The organism is Chloroflexota bacterium (assembly GCA_026710945.1).
GTDB lineage: Bacteria > Chloroflexota > UBA11872 > VXOZ01 > VXOZ01 > VXOZ01.
On the sequence record JAPOQA010000013.1, the window covers coordinates 22,478 to 45,925 of the forward strand.

Annotated in this window: 18 protein-coding genes; 7 read left to right on the plus strand and 11 right to left on the minus strand. The window is 58.7% G+C overall.

Annotated features, from left to right (window positions below; translation table 11 throughout):
* Positions 1-40: 40 nt before the first annotated feature.
* The 5 genes from OXE05_01590 to OXE05_01610 all read right to left on the minus strand — a co-directional run bounded on the left by OXE05_01590 (position 41) and on the right by OXE05_01610 (position 5,186).
* On the minus strand, positions 41-679 hold the full coding sequence (locus OXE05_01590; GenBank protein ID MCY4436009.1) for a ThuA domain-containing protein: 639 nt from the start codon (positions 677-679) through the stop codon (positions 41-43).
* A 220-nt stretch (positions 680-899) separates the two neighbouring features.
* The gene (locus tag OXE05_01595) at positions 900-2,204 is read right to left on the minus strand and encodes an aspartate aminotransferase family protein (GenBank protein MCY4436010.1); all 1,305 of its coding nucleotides are present in this window, start codon (positions 2,202-2,204) and stop codon (positions 900-902) included.
* Between the two features lie 249 nt (positions 2,205-2,453).
* Positions 2,454-3,596, minus strand: a complete 1,143-nt coding sequence (locus tag OXE05_01600; protein MCY4436011.1) for a cellulase family glycosylhydrolase — start codon at positions 3,594-3,596, stop codon at positions 2,454-2,456.
* A 3-nt stretch (positions 3,597-3,599) separates the two neighbouring features.
* On the minus strand, positions 3,600-4,466 hold the full coding sequence (locus OXE05_01605) for a TIM barrel protein (GenBank protein ID MCY4436012.1): 867 nt from the start codon (positions 4,464-4,466) through the stop codon (positions 3,600-3,602).
* 3 nt (positions 4,467-4,469) lie between these two features.
* Positions 4,470-5,186, minus strand: a complete 717-nt coding sequence (locus OXE05_01610) for an NYN domain-containing protein (GenBank protein ID MCY4436013.1) — start codon at positions 5,184-5,186, stop codon at positions 4,470-4,472.
* A 986-nt stretch (positions 5,187-6,172) separates the two neighbouring features.
* On the opposite strand from OXE05_01610, the gene sthA reads away from it, so the two are divergent.
* Positions 6,173-7,555 carry a Si-specific NAD(P)(+) transhydrogenase gene (gene sthA / locus OXE05_01615; protein MCY4436014.1) on the plus strand — a complete coding sequence of 461 codons (1,383 nt, stop codon included), beginning with the start codon at positions 6,173-6,175 and terminating at the stop codon, positions 7,553-7,555.
* A 145-nt stretch (positions 7,556-7,700) separates the two neighbouring features.
* Here the strand turns inward: sthA and OXE05_01620 are convergent, their stop codons facing one another.
* From OXE05_01620 to OXE05_01640, 5 genes are all read right to left on the minus strand, one after another.
* The gene (locus OXE05_01620) at positions 7,701-8,000 is read right to left on the minus strand and encodes a hypothetical protein (protein MCY4436015.1); all 300 of its coding nucleotides are present in this window, start codon (positions 7,998-8,000) and stop codon (positions 7,701-7,703) included.
* Between the two features lie 7 nt (positions 8,001-8,007).
* Positions 8,008-8,205: a hypothetical protein gene (locus OXE05_01625; GenBank protein MCY4436016.1), complete on the minus strand. Its 198-nt coding sequence runs from the start codon at positions 8,203-8,205 to the stop codon at positions 8,008-8,010.
* Between the two features lie 18 nt (positions 8,206-8,223).
* Positions 8,224-8,523, minus strand: a complete 300-nt coding sequence (locus OXE05_01630; protein MCY4436017.1) for a hypothetical protein — start codon at positions 8,521-8,523, stop codon at positions 8,224-8,226.
* Between the two features lie 140 nt (positions 8,524-8,663).
* The gene (locus OXE05_01635) at positions 8,664-11,123 is read right to left on the minus strand and encodes a transglutaminaseTgpA domain-containing protein (GenBank protein ID MCY4436018.1); all 2,460 of its coding nucleotides are present in this window, start codon (positions 11,121-11,123) and stop codon (positions 8,664-8,666) included.
* Between the two features lie 4 nt (positions 11,124-11,127).
* Entirely contained in the window at positions 11,128-12,438 is a 1,311-nt protein-coding gene (locus OXE05_01640) for a DUF58 domain-containing protein (protein ID MCY4436019.1), read from the minus strand.
* A 406-nt stretch (positions 12,439-12,844) separates the two neighbouring features.
* On the opposite strand from OXE05_01640, the gene OXE05_01645 reads away from it, so the two are divergent.
* The 3 genes from OXE05_01645 to OXE05_01655 all read left to right on the plus strand — a co-directional run bounded on the left by OXE05_01645 (position 12,845) and on the right by OXE05_01655 (position 16,636).
* The gene (locus OXE05_01645; GenBank protein MCY4436020.1) at positions 12,845-14,071 is read left to right on the plus strand and encodes a serine hydroxymethyltransferase; all 1,227 of its coding nucleotides are present in this window, start codon (positions 12,845-12,847) and stop codon (positions 14,069-14,071) included.
* A gap of 184 nt (positions 14,072-14,255) precedes the next feature.
* Entirely contained in the window at positions 14,256-15,371 is a 1,116-nt protein-coding gene (locus tag OXE05_01650) for a hypothetical protein (GenBank protein MCY4436021.1), read from the plus strand.
* A gap of 44 nt (positions 15,372-15,415) precedes the next feature.
* Positions 15,416-16,636, plus strand: coding sequence for a phosphotransferase (locus OXE05_01655; protein ID MCY4436022.1), 1,221 nt, complete (start codon positions 15,416-15,418; stop codon positions 16,634-16,636).
* A 41-nt stretch (positions 16,637-16,677) separates the two neighbouring features.
* Here OXE05_01655 and OXE05_01660 read toward each other — a convergent pair whose 3' ends face one another.
* Positions 16,678-17,469 carry a creatininase family protein gene (locus OXE05_01660; GenBank protein ID MCY4436023.1) on the minus strand — a complete coding sequence of 264 codons (792 nt, stop codon included), beginning with the start codon at positions 17,467-17,469 and terminating at the stop codon, positions 16,678-16,680.
* A 215-nt stretch (positions 17,470-17,684) separates the two neighbouring features.
* On the opposite strand from OXE05_01660, the gene OXE05_01665 reads away from it, so the two are divergent.
* From OXE05_01665 to OXE05_01675, 3 genes are all read left to right on the plus strand, one after another.
* A complete protein-coding gene (locus OXE05_01665; GenBank protein ID MCY4436024.1) occupies positions 17,685-19,049 on the plus strand; it encodes a hypothetical protein in 1,365 nt (454 codons plus the stop codon).
* A 197-nt stretch (positions 19,050-19,246) separates the two neighbouring features.
* Entirely contained in the window at positions 19,247-20,797 is a 1,551-nt protein-coding gene (locus tag OXE05_01670; protein MCY4436025.1) for a DUF3604 domain-containing protein, read from the plus strand.
* A 641-nt stretch (positions 20,798-21,438) separates the two neighbouring features.
* Positions 21,439-23,253: a DUF3604 domain-containing protein gene (locus OXE05_01675; protein MCY4436026.1), complete on the plus strand. Its 1,815-nt coding sequence runs from the start codon at positions 21,439-21,441 to the stop codon at positions 23,251-23,253.
* Positions 23,254-23,448 lie beyond the last annotated feature (195 nt).

Here is a 23,448-nt window from a genome sequence, read left to right on the forward strand (position 1 = left end):
TGCTTTACTCTCCCCAGTGGAGGCAGGAATTGCTTGCTGATTACAATGCGCCGGCTACCCAGGCCACACCGCGCCGCAAGAGTGTTGACGCGCCCGGATACTGCAAAGCAGCTCGATCGTGTCCCAAGAGAAGTGTGCACACGCGCGTTTGAGGGTGTTCGACCACCCACAGGAGAGGCTGCACGTTCCCATTCAGCGTGGCGTGGGCAAGAAGATGCGCCTCAGGCGTCAGTTGTATGTTGGCGTAGAGTTCGTCACGCACGGCAAAGTCCACCATGCGGGCCGTAATAGGGTGGGCGGAGTCGTCGATTTGCACGGGGAATGGGCCATAGGGCGGATGGTAGAAATCGGGCGAGGGTGAGCCGCCGATAAGTCGCGTGTAGTCTTCCCAGCCGCGAAAGCTCAAGACACCCGCGTGCAGGACCAGCAACCCTTTTCCCCGCGACAACGCCTTGCGAAACGCCGCTTCTCTGGCTTGCGGCCAGCGCGCATCCTTTGTGTTGAGATAAAGCAAGATCGCATCGTAGGCGTCGACGGCAGAAGTTTCGAGGATGCTGGCGTCCTCAGTCAACGTAACCTTGACCTCGCCAGTCATCTCTAGGTGGTCTGCAACATACGCGGCTACGTCCCTCGGCTGATGCGCCGGGTTAGTTCCGCCAAGGAGCAGGATGTGCTTCATCGCTGTGCACCAGTTCCCAGGTTGATATTTGCGGCCGTACGGGCTCCTTATTCCATCTTATATCGTTTGCGGGAGTCTGTGTGGGCGTAAGGTCGTACGGCGTATGTTCTGGGCCGGGACAGGCGTGAATCAACCTGGATGGAACACGAGTGCAAGGGCAGCAACCCACGTAGCTACGTGACAGCATTCGTCTCCGGTGTGTTGGACCGCTCGCCGCTCACTATGTGGTGAGCACTGCGGCAGACTCTTCCACAGCCGACAGGGCACTATCGAGAATGTCGAGGGCGCGATCGGCTTGCGCCAGCGTGATTATGAGAGGCGGCTGGAAGCGCAAGACGTTCCCATAGAATCCGCCGCAACCAATGAGGAGGCCCGCTCTCCGGCATTCTTCTTGGACTTGCTTTGCCTCGTCCGGCGCGGGATTCTTGGTTTCGCGGTCGGTCACGAGTTCGAGCCCGATCATGAGCCCCTTGCCCCGGACATCGCCAATCAGGGGATGGTCGTCGCGAAACGTCGCAAGAGCGTCCAGCACGTGTCGTCCAACATACTCTGCGTGCGCGGGCAGGTCTTCGCGTTCCAGGAAATCGATAGTTGCTATAGCTGCCGCCGCCGATACGAGGTTGCCGCCAAATGTGCTGAAGTGGTCGCCGGGCAAGAATGATTCGCCGATTTCCCGCCGGGTCGTAAAGGCGCTGAGCGGAAAACCATTGGCTATGCCTTTGGCCGAGGTGAGTATGTCCGGCTCAACACCAATGTCTTCGCTGGCAAACATCGATCCTGTGCGTCCAAAGCTAGTCTGAACTTCGTCGGCGATGAAGAGGGCATCGTTCTGCTCGACGATGCGCTTTGCTTTTGGAAAGTACTCAGGCGGCGGCACGATAATGCCGGCTTCTCCCATCACCGGCTCCGCAATCATGGCGGCGACATTGCCGGTGGTCTGGGTCTCGAATACCCGTTCGACTTCGTCGGCGCAAGCCACGTTGCAGGAAGGGTAGGTGAGGTGGAGCGGGCAGCGATAGCAGTACGGCGCCGGTGCGATAGCCACACCCGATGTCAGCGGTCCGGCGCGGCGTTTGCGGCGGGCGTTGCCGCCGAGGCTAAGCGTGCCAAGGGTGCGGCCATGGAATGAGTATTGCAGGGAAATAAACTCGGTGCGGTCGGTATATGTCTTGGCGATGCGGAGCGCGCCTTCAACGGCTTCAGCGCCGCTGTTGCCAAAGAAGGACTGCTCCAGCCGACCCGGTGTAAGTTCTGCCAGCTTTTCTGCGAGATCGGCCACCGCGGGAGCATAGTAGAGGTAGCTCCCCACGTGCACGTGGCGGTCCATGGCGCTCTTGGCGGCGGCGAGGACCTCGGGATTGCTGTGCCCGGCATTCACCACGGAGTAGCCTGCGAATCCATCCAAATACGTTGTACCGTCCGCGGCTGTAATCGTCGCCCCTTGGGCATGGGAGACCTCAACGGGCGGCATCGCGGGTGCGTGGCTTGTGACGACGTATTTTTCGTACTTCTGTTTGGTGTCCATGGCTCTTTTCCCTACGCTACGCAGGCAATCTGTCTGCTTCTCCAGTCTTACGGCTATTGCTGCTAGTATAGCGTACCGGGTGAGAAGCAACAGTGGACACAATCAGATTCTCTCGCATACCTGGTGGAGTCGCAAACTGAGGGGGTACAAACTGACGCCTGTCGTATGCGTCGTCGCGCTCTGCCGGCAGACTGTCAGCGACATCGATTTGTGGCAGGCAAGGCCCCGGGAAGCCAAGCCAAAGTGAGGTTACTTGATCTTCTTGGAGTTGTCTTTCACCTCATTGTAGACCAGTCTTGGGGTGAATTCCGGGTCAACCATGCGGAAGTAGTATTCAGATGAAGTGGGAGGAATGTCGCCTACCTGCCGCAGGTACCAGATGCAGAAGACGCCGGCCCACGGCCAGTTAGAGCGACCGTACTTTACGCCTTCAACGGTCCACGCCGCCTGTTCTTCCTCCTCGACGCGCCGCCAGATCAGCTTTTCGTCGGCCATGTCAGGAGGAGAAGCATTCCAGCCGTATTCATTGAACCAGACCGCTTTGCCTTCGTCTCCGTTTCGCACCATTATTTCACGCAAGAGCTCGACGCGGCGGAAATTGAGGACATTGGGGTCGGGCAACGCGGTTGGGGGAAACTCGAGCCCATAGGCGTTCGCCGACATTATATCGAAATAGTCGGCGGCACCGTGTTGATACATCTCTTCCAGGTAGTCTAGCTCGACCATGGCGCGTGGGGATCGTTCCAGGGTGATGGCCAGCGGGGCTGTTAGTACCTTAATGGAGGAGTCTACCTCTTTAATGCGTTGGTATCCGGTGCGAAGAAGGTCCACGTAGCCTTTAGGGTCCGGGGGGCTGCCCCATTCATGCGCGAGGTTGGGTTCGTTCCAGAGCTGATAGTGGGAAATGCGCCCTTTGTAGTGGTCTGCCAGTTCGGCAAGAAAGTCGCCAAAGTCAGCAAAGTTTGCCGGAGGAGCTTCTGACGGCTGGCCGTCCGCTCGCGCCCAAAGTGGGCTGCGGTCGATGCGGACGATCAGTTTTATACCAAACTGCTCCGCAAGATCCACAATCTCATCAAACTTTTGCCACGTCGGCTTTTGCCACGTCCGATCGAAGAAGTCGCCCTTCTGGCTCTGCTCGATCTCTCTCCAGGGGAATTGCTGCTTGATCCACACGATGCCGGCATCTCGAGCCATCTCGAGGGTCTTCTCTTTCTTCCAGGTCTCAACCTCTTTGTGGAGAAATGCGTTGGCGCCCCATGGATTGACTTGTGCTTCTGGAATCGTACGCACGATATCCGGTTCATCCTCACCGCGAAACGGGCCGCACGCGGCCGCACCCAAGATGGCCGCACTTGTCGCCAAGAGGTTTCTACGTCGCATTTGTCCCGCCATGCCTCACTTTCCTTGCGCGGCAGCAGTTGCCGCCATGTAGTCGTACGTAATGTCCAGCGCCTCACAGGGATCAGTGGTGTCAGCCTGCAAGTCAAGCGTATACCACCGGCAGACTTCTGCAAGAAGCAGCGGGCGCAGCACATTGGAGAGAGAGACGCATCCCTGCCCCGGCGGCACAAAGAGCCCCGCGGCTGCCGCACTTGGCAGGCTGCGCAATCCAATGTGGATGTCGTTTGTCAGCTGTTCGTCGAGGTCTCGCACGTAGCAATACGTAATCCGCGCTCCATGGCGCTTGATGATCTCCAGGGCATCAATCTCCATAAGGGCGAGGTGGCCCAAGTCAAGAGCCAGGCTAATGAGTTCCGGCTCGGTATCTTCAAGAAATCGCTCCATCTCGTCTTCGGTCTCGATGAAGGAAGCAAGTCGTGGACGAAACGCTACCTGCACGCCGACAGAGCGAATCATATCAGCCACACTCTGTACCGTGTCGACGAGGGATGCATGCTCACTATCTGAAAGTGAGTCGAAGCGAATTGCGTTCGGCCAACCGGCGGTGGACATGCGCTCATTGGAGCCTGGGACGGAAAGAATGCAGAATTCCGGTTCCAGGGCGGCAAGTCCATCGAGCAATTGCGGCAAGGCCGGGCGATGCGTAGACGCAATGGCGCGGTCGTACCAGGGTTGGTGCAGCGTTAGCGCCGACAGCACGACTCCGGACTCTGCTAGTCGGTCTTGAGTTGCCAGCAGTGCCGGCAACCGCGAACCTCTCTGCTCCAAGCCCGTGAACTGAGCAGCGTTGCATGCCTCTGCAATTTCCTCGGCCGGCGCTTCTTTCCAAAGCCCTGGCGCGCAGCTAAGCGGAGGACCCACTGCTCACTTCCCCTCATCGTGTGGCCGCGGGTAGTAGTGGCCGCCTTTCCGGTCGGAGGCTTCTTCCGGCGTTTCACTTGGTGTGCTGTAGGAGACGTAGGAGTCAGAACCGTCGTGCGCCAGCGTCGAGGGCACAGTGCTTTCAGGTGCGGGTGTGCGCGTACCGTTCGGTGGCACGGCCATCTGAATATCTGGTGCCAGCTCAGACAATTCCGTAAAAGTATCCGCAACGTCAATGAGCGCAATTGCCGTCATTTCTGCTAGTCCAACGACTTCGACACGCACTCCCTTGAACTGAACTGCTTCCACCAGCCGGACAAAGTCTCCGTCACCTGAAACGAGTACCGCCGTATCGATGTGCGGCGCAATCATGAGCATGTCGATAGCGAGTTCCACGTCGAGATTTGCCTTGACGGTACCGTCAGGGAAGCGGCGAAGGTGTTTGGTAACTACCCGAAAACCGTGGCGCTTCATCCATGTCAAATACCCTTGGGACTCGGGATTTTGAGGATCTACGCCCGCATAGGCGAAGGAACGCAACAAACGCCGGCGCTTTGTCAGAACGTCCACCATACGCGTGTAGTCGACGCGGATGCTTAGTTTGCGGGCCGCAAAATACAGGTTTCCTAGGTCAATGAAGAGGGCCACTTTCTCGAAATAGGGCGGAAACCCAAGTTGTTCCGAATCGACAGCAGGACGGTCGACGTGGTTTACGTTCATAGGAAGCACCTCATACTACAAAAACGTTGACTGGGCCTATTCTGATTTGTACACAGCAGAGAGAATGTGAGTGGTGGGCGGTAATGTACTTCGCAACGATGTGCAATCACTGGAAATGAGATAGCAATTGGGAATTAGACGTAAAGGCCGGACATGGAGGGTAGGACAATAGTTCAGAAGGTCAAGTCACATGGCGGGAAGGACAAATGGAATAGTAGTCTCCCTAAGCACTCACCAAGGCTGTCCAAAACTGCGGCAATCCCTATGCAAATCAATTTTCGCTACAATTCGAATCACAATTGCCGATGCTTTGGCAAGCCGCAGTTTGAGAGAATGCTGGTAGCTCAAATAACAAGAGCACAAATCTACGGTAGTTAATCTGGGAATCCTGGGAAGGTAGCGATGCAACGGACGCAAAAAAGCGGAGATTGGGTGCGGAAGAACAGTGCAAAGCCGAGGAAATCAGAGCGAACGAGGTGTTTCTGCTCCAAAATAGTATAGCAGGGCCGAGATGCAATGGCTAGTCGGATGACGTTCATCTCGGTACTTCAGTATCCCGACCGACTCTTTCTGACGGGTGAGGCGGTGACTACAGGCAAGATTCTCTCTTGCCGCCAGTGTGCGTCCCGGTATTCACCGTCAGCGTTCTCACTATAGGGCCGCACGATTGAAGGATGTGCCTGAAATGGTCTCGTCCCCGTGGTGAGTCCTAGAGTTGCCGGGCCGGTAGCCGGCCGGTACTTTACCAAACGGTTAATTGTTGCGGTGCTACCGCTGCAGGGGCTGCGCCTCACCATTAAGAAGGTATACTTAGAGTAAGGCGCACTGCGGTCAATCGAGGTGATTCTTGTAGGCTGCGACTGACCGAGGCAATGGGCACAAGCACATGCTGCTGGCGCGATGAGGGCCTTCTATCGTACGGAAGCGGTCAGCGGCCCGATCCACTGAGGTGACATAGGTATGCACTTGCATAGAGAGTTTATTGCATGCGAAAAGTAGACCTGGTCGTCATCGGCACCGGTCCTGCCGGCCACCGCGCCGCTATTCAAGCTGCGAAGCTTGGCAAGTCGGTGGTTGCCATCGAGCGCCGGCGCTTTGTGGGTGGCAACTTGGTTAATGCTGGCTCGATCCCGAGCAAGACCCTGCGGCAGGCAGTGCTCTATCTCACCGGCTTCTTTGAGCGAAATATCTATGGAATCACGTACACGGTCAAGGAAAACATCACGATTGCCGATTTGATGTTTCGCTGTGAGCACGTCATTAAGAATGAGACCGACGTATTAGAGTTGCAGCTCTCTCGCAACGGTGTGACTCCTCTCTACGGAGATGCCGAATTTACCGGTCCGCACCATGTCACCATTGCCTTGGAAGACGGAAAGGCGGAAGAAATCGAAGCGGGCCACGTCATCATCGCAACAGGGAGTCGTCCGGCGCACTCCGCCATGGTGCCCTTCAACGGCCGAACAATTATCGATACCGATGGCGTGTATATGCTTCAGGAACTCCCTAAACGTCTCGCAATCGTCGGTGCGGGCGTCATTGGAGTCGAGTATGCGTGTATCTTTGCGGCGCTAGGCATAGATGTGACCCTCGTCGAGCAACGCGATGAGATGCTTGACTTTATCGATGAAGAGATTCGAGAAGCGCTTTCCTACCACATGCGGGAAGCGGGAATTACGTTCCGATTTCGCGAAGAGGTGGCAGGAGTGAGCGATGAGGGACACCGCATTGTCGCCCGCACCCGCAGCCGCAAGACGATTATGGCCGACCACCTTCTCTATGCTGGGGGCCGCCAGGGGAACACGGATACACTCAACTTGGCCGCCGCCGGCCTGGAGGCGGACAAGCGGGGACGGCTGCAAGTCAACGATCAGTTTCAAACCGAAGTGCCCCACATCTATGCCTGCGGCGACGTGATTGGATTTCCGGCCTTGGCGGCATCTTCTATGGAACAAGGCAGGCTGGCTGCCCGCCACGCATTTGGTGAAGGCGGCTCCTTTAATTCAAACCTCTTCCCGTATGGGATATATACGATTCCGGAAACTTCAATGGTCGGACAGACCGAGAAAGAGCTGAGCGAGGCCGGGATCCCCTATGAGATTGGAGTGGCCAGGTATCGCGAAATTGCTCGCGGGCAAATCATCGGCGATCCAAATGGTCTGGTAAAGCTCCTTATTCACGCCGACGACAGGACCATACTCGGTGTCCATCTGCTCGGCACCGGCGCTTCGGAATTAGTCCATATCGGACAGACGGCGATGGCCCTTGGCGGCACGCTCGACTTCTTTGTGGACAATGTCTTCAACTATCCCACGCTCGCCGAGTGCTACAAAGTGGCAGCGCTCGATGCCTACAATAAACTCGCTTAAAGCACTCTACCACGCGACAATAAGCGGTTGCTGCCAAGCAGCGGCAGCGCGCGCCTGCACGGCCAGACCATGGCTGAGGTAGCGTGATCGAGCGGTGTGACAATGCGCGGTGCCAGGTGCAGTAGGGCGATGCGACTATCGGGCCTTAGCGATGAGGTAAGGGCACATTCTTTGCTAAGCTCCGCAGGAAGGCGCGCGCGCCGGCATGGGCCGCGTGAAGGCGCACCACGGGCTTCACAAGCCGCTCTCGTGAAATCTCATCGGTGTGTGCTGCAATACTGGCCGCATGAGCCTGACCACTGTGCAGCACGTCACGCAGGGCAGTGTTGGACCGGCGTACAATGCCCGCGAGAATGAGAGTTAAGGCCAAGAAGAGTACGGTGCCGATTAGCGCTTCGATGACAAGGATGAGGACCGCTATATCGCGCCAGTGTGCCAGCGTCATGCTTTCTTCACTGCTTCGCTTCCTCGAAGCGGGCGAGGAGCTCCTGTTCGGTGTCTTGCGCCGCCTGCGCGGCTTCGGTTCTGGCTACTTCAATCTGGCGGCGAATGCTCTCTCTGAATGTCTCTCCATTGCTCGGAGCCAATAGACCGCCAACTACCATGCCAAGGGAAATTCCCATCGCAAATCCGACCGTAAACCCTAGCATTAACTTGTGCTCCTTGTGCTATCTCTTCCTTACACGTGTTACGGCATCCACTAGCGTGCGTGTGAACCGCAGTATGCCAATGGTCCTGCCTGCGGCCTTGGCAGTGGGCCTCACAACGGCTTCGCTTACAAACTGTGTCGTCCCTTTTACCGTATTGCTGGTCTCGGTAAGAGATCGGAGCAGCGGCCTAATCTCGTCCTGAATAGTGCCGGCAAGTCGTACTACCGACAGTACCAAAAAGAGGACTGAAAACGCCATGAGTGCTGACACGAGGGCGAGCACAATGACCGCAATGTCGCGAATTTCGCTAAGACCCAAGTCCGCTATCCTTTCTCGTCATTGTGATTCTGAAAGACGAAAGATTGATACTTCTATAGTATATGCTCACCTCTGGCAATAACGCATGCGCCACGTGCAACGTCCGGCGTGGCGTCCACGCGCTCTGTACTTATGCGATGCTACTGATGAGTACTGCTTGCAGAAGCGCTGACGGGCGTTCTCTTGCGCAAGAAGGGAATGAGCCGCTTTGCCCCCAAGCGTAGTCCTCGGCGATAGAGCCGCCAACGGAGCCGCCTCCAGGCCTTGACCGCCGTGTTCTTCTGCGTTGATGAGATGCCTTGCCCGCTATAGAGCGACTCCGCATACGTCGCGCAGATCGCCCGTACCGCACCATCAGGAAAGCGCTTATCAGAAATCGCGTGCACGTCGTTGAGCAACCGAAAACCGTATTCATGGGGGGTAAGCGCCGTAGAGCCGGGTATACCTGCGAGCTTGCCGGCGCGCACAAGCTTCCGGTAGACGTGCCGCACCATTTGGTGGGGTTTCATGCGCCGCTCTTGCACAAAACTGTAGGTGAACCAGCCTGCGACGATAGCGGCCAAAACCAATAGTAGCGGGCGGAGATCGGGCAGATTGGGGACTTCCACCCCGAGTATGCTGGTTCCCGGTACACTCCCGCCAAGCACGGTGGCCGCGCCGGTAACCAGGAAGTCCTCATCACCGAGCTCGTCGTAGAATTCGTCGAGTTCAGGGTTTGCCGAGCCGCTGATCTCAGATGCGAGAATGCCGCGGTCAATAGGCGTCTGGTTGGGGCTGGGCTCGAAGGGAATCCAACCAAGGCCCGCGAAATACACTTCCGGCCACGTATGCGCCTGTTTTTCGGTCACGACGAATCTTCGTTGCGCCACGTCGTATCGGCCGGTGGCGAATCCCACGGCCAGGCGGGCAGGAACGCCCACCGTGCGCAGCATGACCACCATGGTGCTGGCATAGTAGTCCGCATAACCGCGCTTAGCCTCGAAGAGGAAATAGTCAACCGCATCCTTGTCCGCAGGCGGTGGCGGAATGGCAATCGAATAGGGTATTCGCCGCAGGAACAGCTCGATCGCCAGGGCCTTCTCGTATTGTGATTCCTTCCCGCGCACAACGGTCTTCGTCAAGTCCACCACGCGCTGAGGCAACCTTGGCGATTGCATATACCGGCGGATTTCCGCGGGGACCTCGCCCTGGGCGTTGAGGAGTTGGTCTTCTGTGGCCGTAGTAACCAGGCTCTCCAGGGTATACTCCAGGTCGGGCACCGCAACGCGTCGCGCACGCAGTAGGTCATAGTCGAGCGGTATGTCCGTGGACGCTACCTGCACACGGTACGGAATACTTATGCTTGTAGGAAAGTCCGGCGCAAAGACGATGTCGCTCGGGCTATCCACAATGCGGAACGCGAAAGTTGCCGGCCGACGATAGCTCACGGGAGGCGGTGGAATAGGCTCTTCATTCGCTCTCCGGTCGAGCAGCGTCCCGCTGGTGTTGTACCAGGTATAGCCGGTATAGGCATCGAACGTCGCGCCGCGCCAGTAGCCGTTGAAGTTTCTTTCGTCTGTTGTCACATACATGCGGTACGGTTGGCTGAATCGCCTTGGCCCGCTAAAGAGACGATTGTCGGAGCCCAAGATGAGACCTACGCCGGTAGGATTCTGAATGCCTGAGAATAGACGCTTTGTGGTGTTGTCAATCTCCGACCACTCACCGCCGAAAACTGTCCAGAACGTCTCTGATATCGGATTGCTGCCCACTCGCGGGGCCATGGTCGCCATGAACGTAATCGCGGTTGTCAGAATCACGCTCGCAATCAAGACGTCCAGTCCTACTTCCGTGGCGTAGTCGAGCTTGCGTGACTCCCATCGTTTGTGAAGCGCGTGAAGATTCAAGCGCACCATGAGCAGGAGCGTCGCGGCGAGAAACAGGACGAAGGGCCAACGCCCCTGGCCGGAGTAGGCCAAATTGATGACCATTGCAACGCCGGGTACGATTGCCGCAATGAGCACGTCGTTGTGCCGGAAGAAACCCCACGTCGCCACGAACCCAATTGCCCATCCGACGAGTGTGATCCAGAAAACGAACACACCGTTGTCCTCAGAGTAGGTGCCTCTGATACCTGCCTGCGTCCAATCGACTAAGCGAACGCCAAAGTCACTGGCATTGGTAACAAAGGTGGATGCCGCATCCACCGGAGGAATCGGTTGCGGCACTCCGCGACCGCCAAGCAGACCGCCCAACGCGCCAAGGATCCACGTGAGCGTATTCAGGAGCAGCGCGAAGGCGTCTTGGAAAATGCGGTCGACCGGCGGCAGGGCTTCACTCACGAGCAAGAAGCAATAGACAAGGCCGATGGCAGCGCCAATTAGCCAGCCCTTGCGGGTTCGCCACGATGTGTGGGCGGCAAGAAAGCCCACGGCCAGGCCGATTGTGGCGGTGGAAAAGATGGCTTCAGTGCCTGTTGCCCAGCCGGACTGATGGATGGCCCAGGAACTTACCAGAACCATGGCAGCCAAGAGCAGGAGGGTTAGCCAGTTCTGGAGCAAGGTTTCAAGCAAGCTCGGCTTGTCATCAGACGACGTGTCGGAGTAAACGAAGTTCGCCATACTGCTAGCCTGCGCTCAGACCATGGACTCGGCCCGTTGCGGTGGTTTCCACTGTTTGTGCGCGGCGCCGGATATCCTCGTCGCCCTTTTCCAAGGCGATTGTGCGGAACTCCTGCCCCTGCTCAATTTCAATATACGAGATCCCGGCGGCGCCAAGCGCACTCTGCAATGGAGCACTTGGCTTGGCGCTGCCGAAAGTTTCCGGCACCAGATGGAGCACTGTGGGTCGTATACCTCTGCGGGACACATTAACCAGGATTGGCGCCAACTCGGGGTCGGTGCTTGGCGTAATGACGATAAGGCTCATGCTGCCCCGGATTTGCGGTGCGACTTCAGACAACACCTCTCCTACCTTGGCGGTGCCTCGGGCACGAATGACCGCCAGTATCTCCATGATGCGCCACATGTGCTGGCTGCCCTTATTCGCGCGCAAGACCCGTTGCTCGTCGCCGTAGGTAATTAGGCCAATCGACTTCTGCTCACGTATCAAGCGGTACACCAATGCGGCGGCGAGCTTAACGGTATATTCCTCCGTAGACTCATCTTCTTCACCTGCCTGAACCGACCTATCCAGGTCGAGCAAGATCCAGGTGCTGCCGCCCGGTTCCATATCGAATTCCTTCGTCTGTAGGCGGCCGCGTCGGGCAGTGGTGGGCCAATGAATGATGTGCAAGGCGTCTCCGGGCACGTATTCACGGACACTGGCGGCATCGGTGGTGAGGTGCAAGGCGCGCCGCAAGGAGCGTGATTCTCCCGTCTGGCGTCCCGTCGGCAGGGCAAGCCCCGGCACCTCGGTTATAGGCGGGTAGACGAGAAATGTCGCTTCATCCGGCAGCACCTTGGTGGCGCGAAAGATGCCGAACGGGTCGCCCGTAAACACGCGCAGAGGTCCCAGACGATAGAGTCCGCGGCGGCTGCACACAGCGCGCGACTTCCATTCCCGGTGCTCGCGGGGTCCCAGTCCGGTGACGATGCCGGCCTCGTAACCGGGTACGTCTGAGTGGTCGTTCACTTCCACCCAAAGCACGGGCAGCGCACCGTAATTATCTACGCGAAACGTCTCCACAATCTCATCGCCGAGCGTCGCCCACTTGGAGAGAAGATGGCGCTCCACGGTTAGGTTGCGGATATTCCGGGTCGTCCAGAAATAGCTCAGGGCAATGAGGCCGAGCATGGCGTAGAGGAAGGAATAGAGCACGTTGATGCCGGAGATTAGCGCAAGCAGCAAGATGGCGGCGGTCAGCACGAAGATGAGCGGCCGCTCCAGTTCTACCTGTACCGTCCCTCGCTCTGACTGACGTTCAGCCTCTTGCATCCAGCACCGCCTTATTCCCATGCCGGCAGCGTTTCACGCCCTTCACCTCACTATACCCCAACTCTTGGCAGGTCGCATGACCTGCACAGGCAATTCTTGCCAATGAAGGTTCCAGGGATCCCACTGCTGCGTTCGACCATGTTTGCGCCTTCGCGGTTGCCGGCGAATTTGGTACGCAAGGTGGTCTGTAGGGAGTGGCCCTGTGCTACGATTAAGGCAGGATCATGGAGCGCAGACGTTGCCCCATTTACGTACATTCGTAGTGTGTGGAGTACTGGCCGTCATGACAAATGATTACTAGAAAGGAAACCCAGACGTGGCCAACTTCGTCGCAGACGCCGACTTCGTAGCAAACGCCGACTTCGTCGCAGACGCCGTACAAGAGGATCTCGCCGGACTAGAGTCAATCGCCCGGCAAGACCCGGCAGTCTACCAATGGATTGTGAAAGAGCGCCAACGCCAGGAAGACCACCTGGAACTCATCGCTTCCGAGAATTACACGAGCGTAGCGGTTCGCGAGGCGTGCGGCTCTATTCTTACGAACAAGTACGCTGAAGGCTATCCGGGACGGCGCTATTACGGCGGCTGCGAATTCGTGGATGAGATCGAGCAACTGGCAATCGATCGCGCAAAGGCGCTCTTCGGCGCGGAACACGCCAACGTGCAGCCATATTCCGGTTCCAATCCCAATGCCGCGGTCTACCTTGCCATGCTGGAGCCCGGCGATACGGTCATGGGCATGTCCCTAGCCCAAGGCGGGCACCTCACTCACGGGCACCCCAAGAACTTTTCCGGACTCGTCTATAAATTCGTCCCCTATGGGGTGAATCTGGATACGGAGCTCATCGATTACGCCGAGGTGGAGCGCATTGCCCACGAGTGCCAGCCGCGCTTAATCGTCGGTGGGGCTACGGCTTACTCGCGCATCATTGACTTCGCCCGCTTGAGAGAAATTGCAGACTCCGTCGGCGCGCTCTTCATGGTAGACATGGCGCACATTGCCGGTCTCGTCGCCACCGGCCTCCATCCCAGCCCGGTGCCCCACGCGCATTTCGTAACCTCGTCCACCCACAAGACGCTGCGTGGGCCTCGCGGCGGCATAATCCTCTGCCAGGAGGAGTTTGCCAAGAAGGTGGATAGCGCGATATTTCCCGGCCTGCAAGGCGGCCCATTCATGCACATCATGGCAGGCAAAGCGGTAGCATTGGCGGAGGCGATGACGCCGGAATTCAGGGCGTATAGCGAGTCCGTCCTAGAAAACGCAGACGCGCTTGCCACGACTCTCAGGGAGCACGGCCTGCGCGTTGTCTCCGATGGCACGGATAACCACCTCATGGTCGTGGACTTTGGCAAAGAGGGACCCTCCGGCAAGGTGGTGGAGGCTGCTCTGGCCAAGGCCAACATCACCGTAAACAAGAACACGGTACCGCGCGAGACTCGCTCGGCGTTTGTGACCAGTGGCATTCGCATTGGGTCGCCGGCGGTTACGTCGCGCGGCATGGGCGTGCCGGAAATGCAGCGCATCGGGACCGGCATGGCAGAGGTAGTCCACAATCGCAAGGACGCGGCCACGTTGCAGCGAGTACAGCGGGACGTGCTCGATCTCTGTGACGCGTTCCCCGCGCCGGCGTAAGCATACAGCACCTAGTTCAAGGCACATTACTGTCAGTTCCGGAGACTGTATCCTAGTTCATATACGTTTATAGATTTGACAGTCAAGACTCTTTCATTTAGGGTATGTTGAAGGTAGGGAGTCACGCCTGCGAAAGGCTGCATGAATTGTGCAGCTTTGTTCGCTGCCTGGATGGGAGATCCCGGTGAAGTACCTTCAGGTCCCAATAAGCGTCCTCGTCTTTGCTGTCCTGGTTTTTGCCGCACTTTCTCCGGCCTTGGAAGTGCAGGCGGAGGTCACGCTGCCTCCCGGCACTGTCGTTTCCCTGCAGGGCACTCCCCACCTTTGGTTTGCTGATGATGAAGGTGTCCTGCATTGGGGCGGCGATACACGCGCCCTTTCCGGGCGTCTCATAGACTGGAATAAGCGCGTAGAGGTCAGCTTAGAAGAGCTCCAGGTCTTGGATGTCGGCGATCCATGGCTTTCCACCGGATTGCTGAAAGATGGCGATCCCATCTATCTGGTTAAGTGGGAAACGGAGTGGACGGACCCACAATTACTGCACATACAGTCTTTGAACGATGTGGAACTCTTCGGCATAGACAGCGGTAATTATGGAGAATTCGTGCTTGATCCGCCAACGTGGGAGGGCACGTACGGTCTGTCGGCGGATAGTCTTGTGCGCTTGGCGCTCGAGCCAGCCACAACTCCCTCAAGTCCGGCCCCGGGAACAGGTCCCACGGCTCCCGATAGTAGGGAGGCAATTCTTCTACGTTTGGTCAACAAGATTGAAGATGATGACGACGATGACGACTTGGACGACGACACTGAAACCGCAACGGCAACCGCAACAGCGACAGGAACAGGCGATCAAACGGCGACAGCGACGGCGACCGCGACCGACGACGGTACCTCAGTAACGCATACCGAAACGGACGATACGCCTGAGAGTCAGAATGTAGCGACCATTACTGCAACAGACACGGCAACAGCGACGGGGACAGGCGATCAAACGGCGACGGCGACGGCGACCGCGACGGGAACCGGTGATCTGACCGCTACGGCAACAGCCACGGCGACAGACGACGGCACCTCTGCAACTCAAACTGGTACCGACGACACGCCTCCCGGCCAGAATGTCTCCACAACGACTGCGACCGACACGGCAACGGCGACTGCCACAGGCAACCAGACAGCAACCGCCACGGCGACGGCTACGGATGACGGTACTTCAGTGACGGTCACCGATACTGACTCAACCGACGATACCCCAATCGAGAGCGGCTCGGAAGATGTCGATAGTGATGATGACAGCGACTAGCCGCGAAACACCGGGAGTCTGCCGCACATTGAAGCGGGCATGACGTGTCGAGCTTGCTTACCGCTCCGCCCTTGTCTCCGCAGGTGGCATTCCCGGACGATCAGCGCCTGAGCGACTTTCCTAGCCTCTTTGATGGAGATTGGGTCTGGCGCACGTACTGTTCCAGGCTTGGTGAGCCGGAGGAGATACCGCAGCGGCTGCGCTTGCGCCAACTGAGCTACAATCCCAGACGGAGCGTAACGGCCACCTACGTCGCTGAGTGGCCCTGGGACGAATTCGTCACCCAGCAGCAGTTCGCTATCGAGCTCATCCGCGACCGGCCGCCGCGGTTCTTTTGCTACCCCGATGACCCCTCCCTGCCCGGCCTTGCGGAGGCAGCCTCTCCACTGGCGGCCAGCCGCTTGCTCAGCCGGTATGTGCTCGCGACGTCAGTACAGCGCGTGCGGTTGGATCTTGTGCGCTACAGACCTGGCGGACATGCCGTATTGCGTCAAAAGCATGGCCGCGTGCGCTTCTACGTGCGGGTTATGCGGCCCGGCCGTGTGCCGCGACTTATGGCTGCTGCAGAGCTCGTTGGGCAGACCGGATTTGTGCTGCCCCGTTTGGCAGGCTGCTGGGCCGAAGGTGGCGTCGTGTGGCTGGCCGAAATACCGGGCAAGAATGTGCGCCGCCTCATCCGCAGAGGAGAAGACGTAGACCTCAATCCAATTCTTGACAGTCTTGAGCAGCTATGGGAAACCCCTCCAGCGGCCGGCGACGCCCGCCCGTTGAACCTCCACGGAGCCTACCGTCGCGCCAGGCGCGTCTTCCGGCAGGTACTGCGAGATCACGCCGCAATCCGCCTCAAGCTGCAGGATGCAACCGCAGTGCTGGACGACTTTGCCAGAGCGTGGCAACCTTCATCCGTCGCTCACAATGACTTCTATGACGACCAGATGATTCGTGTTTTCGACGGCAGACTTGCACTCGTAGACTTTGAGGAAACCGGATTAGGCGATCCAATGATCGACGTGGGCAATTTTCTCGCCCACATGCGTTGGACGGCACGGTTTGGGCGCGAAGGGGAGTCGAAGGCGAGCGGCGCTTATTACCAGGCCTTTCGCTCCGCAGCGTTGCAACGTTTTGGCTGGGAAGAGCGGGATCTCAATCTGCGTGAGGCCGTTTGTATCTTCCGGGTCTGCACCAACCCCGTGCGCCACCTTGCCCCGGACTGGCCGCAGCGACTGGATGCCGGCCTGTCGCTGGTGAATGAAGTGCTGTCTTAGCCGGTACCCGTGGTGGGTTGCAATCAGTCTGGTATTGGCTTTCAGTGGTGGTCCACTCTTGGACCGTACTGCAAGCCGCGAATGTCTTCCACAACCTCGATGATGGCCTGGCTCACCGTCTCCAGAATGCGCTCGCCTTTCCAGGCCGCGCCGAGGGTAGGATCGCCGCCGGTGCCGTCTGCCGACATCTTGCTGAGGTGGTCCACGTATTTCACCGGCGAGCCGCCCATCAGGTCGCGGTAGTGCCATTTGGTGCGGATTCTGTAGTCGGCTTGCGCCTTGTCCATTTGCACGCGTGCCGGATCGAGCGCCAAGTAGATTGAGGTCTCAAATTCGCCGGCGTGATCCATGCCGCCGGGATACTCAGATTCCCGCCATTCTTCAACTTCTTCCTTTGCAAGGTCCCAATAGGATACGAGAGCGCACGCGGCGTCGGAGTGCAGTGTGGCGAGGCGCGCGGCGACTTGCAGCAGTGGGTCGTTTGAGGCGTGTCCGTTTACAAAGAGGATGATTGGAAAGCGATGGCGCGCAAAGCTCACCGCCACGTCGTAGCAATAGTCGATGAAGTGCTGCGCCTGGACTGAGATAGTGCCGGGAAAGTCCATATTGTGCTCGTTGAAGCCGTAGTGGATCGGCGGCGCGCAGAGGAGTTTGCTAGAAGCGGCTTGTGCCGCGCGCTCGCAGACGGCGAGCGCCGCGACGTTATCAGTGTCTATCGGTAAATGCGGACCGTGCTGTTCGATGGCCGCTACGGGCAACAAGACGGCCTTTTGCTCCCGCGCTGCCTGTCGCACTTCCGGCCAGGTGAGCTTTGCGTAGCGCCATTCCGCCATGACTTTCCTTTTCGTCGGCGTTCCACGGAGGACTGCATCCGTCCATCTAGTATAGACAAACGGAGTCATGGCGACATCCGCAGGGGCGGGTCGCGAACCGCCCCTACCATGCGGAGTCTTTGCCGCTCCGTAGGGTGTGGTTGCACTCAAACCAAATTGGGACTAGAGTTTGAGTGAGAGTCTGGGACGTGTTCGTGAAGTATAAGGAGAGGAATATGCGAGATAAAATTCTCAGACGGACGTTCCTCGGTGGTGTAGGCGCGACGGCGGCAGGTGCGTTGTTTGTCGCCTGTGGCCAGGCGGCCCCGATGGAATCCGCAGATGCGCCGGCGGAAGAGGAAGCGCCGAAAGCAGAGGAAGCACAACCCGCACCGGCAGAGGCTGTCGAGCTAGAGGTGTGGACGACCGCCCGGTGGGACCTTTCACAGGGCCTGGGCCTGGAGGTCAAGCAAGAGATCGAGGCCCTGGTCGAGGGTCTTACGGTCAAAGACCTCATCCCGGAAGGCAACCGCTTCACCATCTTAATTGCCGCGCAAGCAGCGAATGCGTCTCCTGACATCGGTCAGGTGGGCGTCTGGCAGAACCAGCAGGTGGCGGCCGGCGGCATCGTCGATAGCCTGGAACAGTATTACGCCCAATCGCCGGTCATCAATAAGGATGACATCTGGCCGTCCTTGCGCATCGACATGGACCACAAAGGCCAGGTGTGGAGCATGCCTTTCGGCCCGGACGTGCGCTTCTTCTACATCCACGACAATCTCTACCTGGATGCGGGCCTCGATCCGGAGAACCCGCCGGTGACGTGGACGGACATAGAGGATGTAATCTCCAAGTCATTCAAGGGCGGCAATACCATTGAGCAGGTGGCGTGGGGTCCGTTGTGGGCTAACCGTCACGTGTGGATGGTGCCCATGTGGCAGCTTGGTGGCGAGAACATTAACGAAGACGCCACCAAGATCACCCTCAATACCGAGGAAGGCCGCGAAGGCATGGCGTGGCTGAAGAAGGTGCACGACATGCAGGGCGGCTACGACGCTTTGCAGGAGTTCAAGGGCGATGAGAATGCCCGGGCACACTTCTACGGCAGCCGTTTGGCAAACCTCTACGATACCGGCTCCATCCGGTTTGAGAGCATCGCCAAGGAAGCGCCGGACCTTGAGTATCACTGGGGTCACTGGCCCAAGCCCGCCGACGGCTTCAACCGCACGTACGGCGGCTGCCATACGTGGGTGCTGCCCGTGGGCGCTACGCACAAAGACCTTGGCTGGACGTTCATGGAGCACTTCGGCGTAGATGACGTGAATATCCGCTGGGCCAAGCACTTCGACCGCCTCCCAATTCGCGTTGACACGTCGTACAGTGAGGCCTACCACGGCGGCGATCCGTTCGTCATCCATCAGGTTGACGTCATGGAAGGCCGACGCTTTGTGGTCTCTGCCCCCGGCGCGAACGAGATGCTCGGCATCATGAGCGGCGGCGTGCCCGACATGCTCACCGGCAAGACCACCATCGAGGAAGGCTTGCGCAACACTGAGGCACAAGCGCAGACGGTCCTCGACGAGTGGCTGGCGCGCGAGTAAGAAACTACACTAGGCGGTCTTGCGCAGGCGTTGCGGCGCTGGCGCGACCGCTCTGACGGTGGAAATGGAGCACCCAATACCTCGCCAAGCGGCGGGAGTGCTGGGTGCTCTGTTATTCTTGTCAGCAGCCTGTAGGAGAAGATTCTTGTGAGGCACGATTTCAATTTTGGCATTTGGATCAGGTGAGGAGTGAAATAGTGACCGCCGCAGAATTCGACCCCAACCTCATTCGGCTGCCGCTGGACTACCAGGGAACACCGGAGCTAGCGGAAATCCGCGTGACCGTGCCCAGCATAGTGCCGCCGGACGTGAGCAACGGCGAATTCGCGATCGGCCTTGAGTTGCGGGATAGGTGGGGGTTCCACCTGCCGCAGCAGAGCGCCCACCTGGTACTTTCCATAGAGGGAGCAAGCGGTGAGGTCCCGGCAGATGTGCCTATGTTGCCGGAGTACGACAGCCATCATGCTGTGCGGGGTGCGGTTGCGGAGAAAGATCGGGTCTTTCGCGTGCGCGCGCGAGATCGCGAGACCGGCATCGAAGCCGTCAGCAATCCGGCCTGGGCGCCTGCGTTCATGTACAAAGGCGACCACAAGCTCTACTGGGGCGACCTGCACTGTCACCGTCTGGAGAATCCCAGCCGCAAGCGCACCGATCCCCTCCTGTGGAGCTACGGGCCTGCCACTGTAGATGAAGTGTACAGATTTGCCCGCGACGTGGTGCACTTGGACTTCACGGCGCTGACCGACCACGACTACGCGCTAAGCACGGACGAATGGCGCGAAATACAAGAAGGCGCGGAGTACTTCAACCAACCGGAGCGATTCGTAACGCTGCTGGGTTACGAGTGGTCGTGGAACCGGGGTCCGGACGCCGACTGCGGCCACCGCAACGTGATCTTCCGCCACGGCGACATGCCGCTCATCTCCAGCAACTGGAAGGGCTCCAATACTCCCCAAGACCTCTTCAACGTCTTCAGAAGCCTTTCCCGAACCGGCAGGGACATTCTTTCGATACCCCATCACCCCGCCCGCCTGGGCAATCGCATCTGGCACAATTGGGAGACCATGGACCCGGAGTTCGAGCGTCTGATGGAAGTTTACAGCCATTGGGGCAGCAGCGAGCACGAGGGCGAGCCCTACGCCCTCAAGGGGAGGAATGAACGGACGCAATGGGACGAGCCTCAAGCGGAGTATCCTCCTTTCGAGGCCACTGGACATTTCTTGCAGGATGGGCTGCGGCAAGGATTTCGGTTTGGCTTCGTGGGAGGCAGCGAGAGTCACGACGGCCGTCCCACGAGCAGCGTGCAGATTGCACACTTGCCCATTAAGCTGACGACCTTCAACCACCACGCCGGCATGACGGGTCTCTGGTCGCGCCGCCGCGAGCGCGACGCCATGTTCAGTTCGCTCTGGAACCGCCGCGCCATTGGCACCACCGGTGTGCGCATTTACCTAGACTTCAGTGTGGACAACCAGCCCATGGGCGAGACGATCAGTGTGCAAACGCCGCCCAAACAGATGCGCGTGCGCGTGCACGGCACCGCGCCGCTTGCCAAGGTTGTCGTGGTCAAGAACAATCACGACTGGCATGTGGTTGAGAAGCCCGGCTGGGAGTGCGTCTTCTCGTTGGATGACATGGAAATGCCCCAAGACCGTGCCGACTGGTACTACGTGCGGGTAACGCAGGAAGACGGCGAGATGGCGTGGTCGAGCCCCATTTGGATTGAGGACGCCCGCCGCGTCTTCTAAGCAATTTACGCAGCTTGCCCTCTGAACGTTGGCGATATTCATTCAGGTGGATGGGAATTCCGTCGTTTGTATGTTGAATGAGTCCTACAGATGAGCGAAGGTGCGAGGGTAGCGCGAGGGACGCGTCGTCCTTAATTCCGGCGCAAGCCGGAATCCATCTTCACTTTCCCTCAACCACACTTCACCACTGAATCTTCAGCCCTCATGCTCACGCACAGGAGCGGGGGACAAGCCCCCGCGCTACGGCGGAAGCGGAGAACATCGGCCATTCCCGTGTAAACGCGCCCCCGTGCGGGGACGCGGAATCCATCTTCTCCGTTTCATGCTGTGCCTGCACGTTTTCAAGCGTGGGCTTGCAGTCCTGCGTAGGGGCGGTTCGCGAACCGCCCCTACAACTTGTGTGGCCTGAGCAAGGCCATGGTGATTCCCGTGATAACGGGAATCCATCTTCTCCGTCTTATGCTGTTCCTGCATGCTTCGTAAGCGTGGCGATGCAATCCTGCGTAAGGGCGGTTCGCGAACCGCCCCTACAACTGGCAATATGCAAAAGCGCCCTGCGGCATGCTGTGATACGATACCGCAGGGCAATAGCGCCGAATTCAAGGGAATTCAAGCAGTTGGATGAAAGGTGGCGGTGAGTAATGTCTGCGAGTGCCAACGGACGGTTTCAGGTTAGTGCGGAAGGACTGCTGCAGGTTGCGGAGACTGTGGCTCTGAAGTTGCACTACACGCCTCCTGCTGGCGGCATGCAGTCCGGTGGCAACCTCTGGTTTTTCTACGACATCCGTCAGTTTGGCGATCGCAGGCACGCATTTGAAGCATCGGGCGGCATCACTGTCGAGGGGCCGGCTGGAACTTCCTGGGAAGCAGAGGCGCTCGTCAACGGCGGCACGGTGCGGACGTTTGATATTCATCCTCCAGCACCCGAATTCCTCCATGCGGTGCACGTGAGGTGCGCTAGCGGTTCGGTCGCGGCAGGCGAGCAGATTGCCGTAGAGCTGCGCAGCGTACCCGAGGGCTTCCTATTACCGGTAAATGCCATCGACTCCTTCCGCTTCTGGTTGGTGGAAGACTTGGCTGGAGAACTTGAGCTATACCATCCCGACCGCGAAAAATATCACTACTTTCTACCGCGTGAGACGAAACTCTCGGTTTTGGAGAGTAACCCGCTCACGATTACTGCCGCCGAACCGGCTGTGCTCCAAGTGACCACTCCCTCTCTTGCCGCGGGACAAGCAACGACCCGGGTCGTCGTTACGGATAGGTTTGGCAATCCTGTCCACGACCCGGAAGGTGAAGTTGCCCTGCGTACCGGCAGTGGTGAGACAACTGCTGCACTCAATTCTTTCAGCGCTGAGGGTACGGTGCAGGTGCAGGGTCCTGCCGATCGTGTAACGGCGGCATACGGGGACATCCAGGCCGTGAGCAATCCGGTGCGCGTTGACAAAGACACCGAGCCGTACACGCTCTATTGGGGAGACCCCCACGGCATGCTCTTCAACCAGCGCCCGATTGTCGAGCACTTCGCATGGGGCAAGGACGTAAACGATCTCGACTTCGCAGGGGGCCAGCTCTTTTCCTACAGCATCTGCATAAGCGAGAAATGGGAAGAATTGCAGGACGCATGGAAGAAGTATGATCTACCGGGCGAATTCGTCGCCTTGCCGTCGGCGGAATTCGCCACCGGTCCCGACGGCAGTCACCGTCACGGCTTCTTCCCCGCGCCTGAGGGCCAGCCGCCGGTCTTCTGTGAGGACCGCCCCGCGGCCAACGACCCCAAACTGCACGCCCGGTACCATCCCGATACCGTTTACTGCAACGACTATCAAGAGTTCTATCGGGAAATGAAACGGCGGGGCGCGCTCATTCACGGTCACTTTCACACCCACTTCTACGTGCAGGAACACCTGGCCGAGATCTACCAGAAGCAGCAGACAGACGGTGTTACGGAAGAGGAAAAGATAAACCAATTCCTGATGCGGGGCGTCAGGCTCGGCATTGTCAGCGGAAGCGACACGCACGACAACCGGCCCGCGAACCCCTATAAGGAACCGGGGCCGTCCGGCCCGGCCGGACTGACGGGAGTGTGGGCGGAGCGGCTGGATAGGCCCACACTGTTCGATGCGCTCTTCAACCGGCGCTGCTACGCCACCACCGGCGTGCGCATCATCGTGGACTTCCGTGTGAACGACAGTTGGATAGGCTCCACGGTAAAGTCCGACGGCTTTGGCTTTACTGCCGACGTCGTCGGGACTGAAGACATCGAGCAGATTGACCTGGTGGTAAACGGAGACACGGCCAAGAGCTACACACCCAATCGGCAGCACGTGCAGTTGGAGGACGAGGTACCATTGCGGTTTTCGCCGGTTGGCGCCAACTACTGCTACTTGCGTGTGCGGCAAGTGGACGGCAACCGCGCATGGACGAGCCCGGTCTGGTTGGAGACCCTGGCCTAGGCGGCCTGGAGAGATGGACAGGTGGGCTTGGGTGCTATCCCGTGGCGGGCAGACGAGCGGAGTAGCAAGAGGAGAGGTTTCTCCCGGGCACTGCGCAATGAGCGCATCATCCAAGCAGGTGGGCAGTGGTAGGGGGCAGTACGCTACGGCGCGAGGACTCCGCGTCCGATTGCGAGGTCGCCGTGCCCGCTCGTG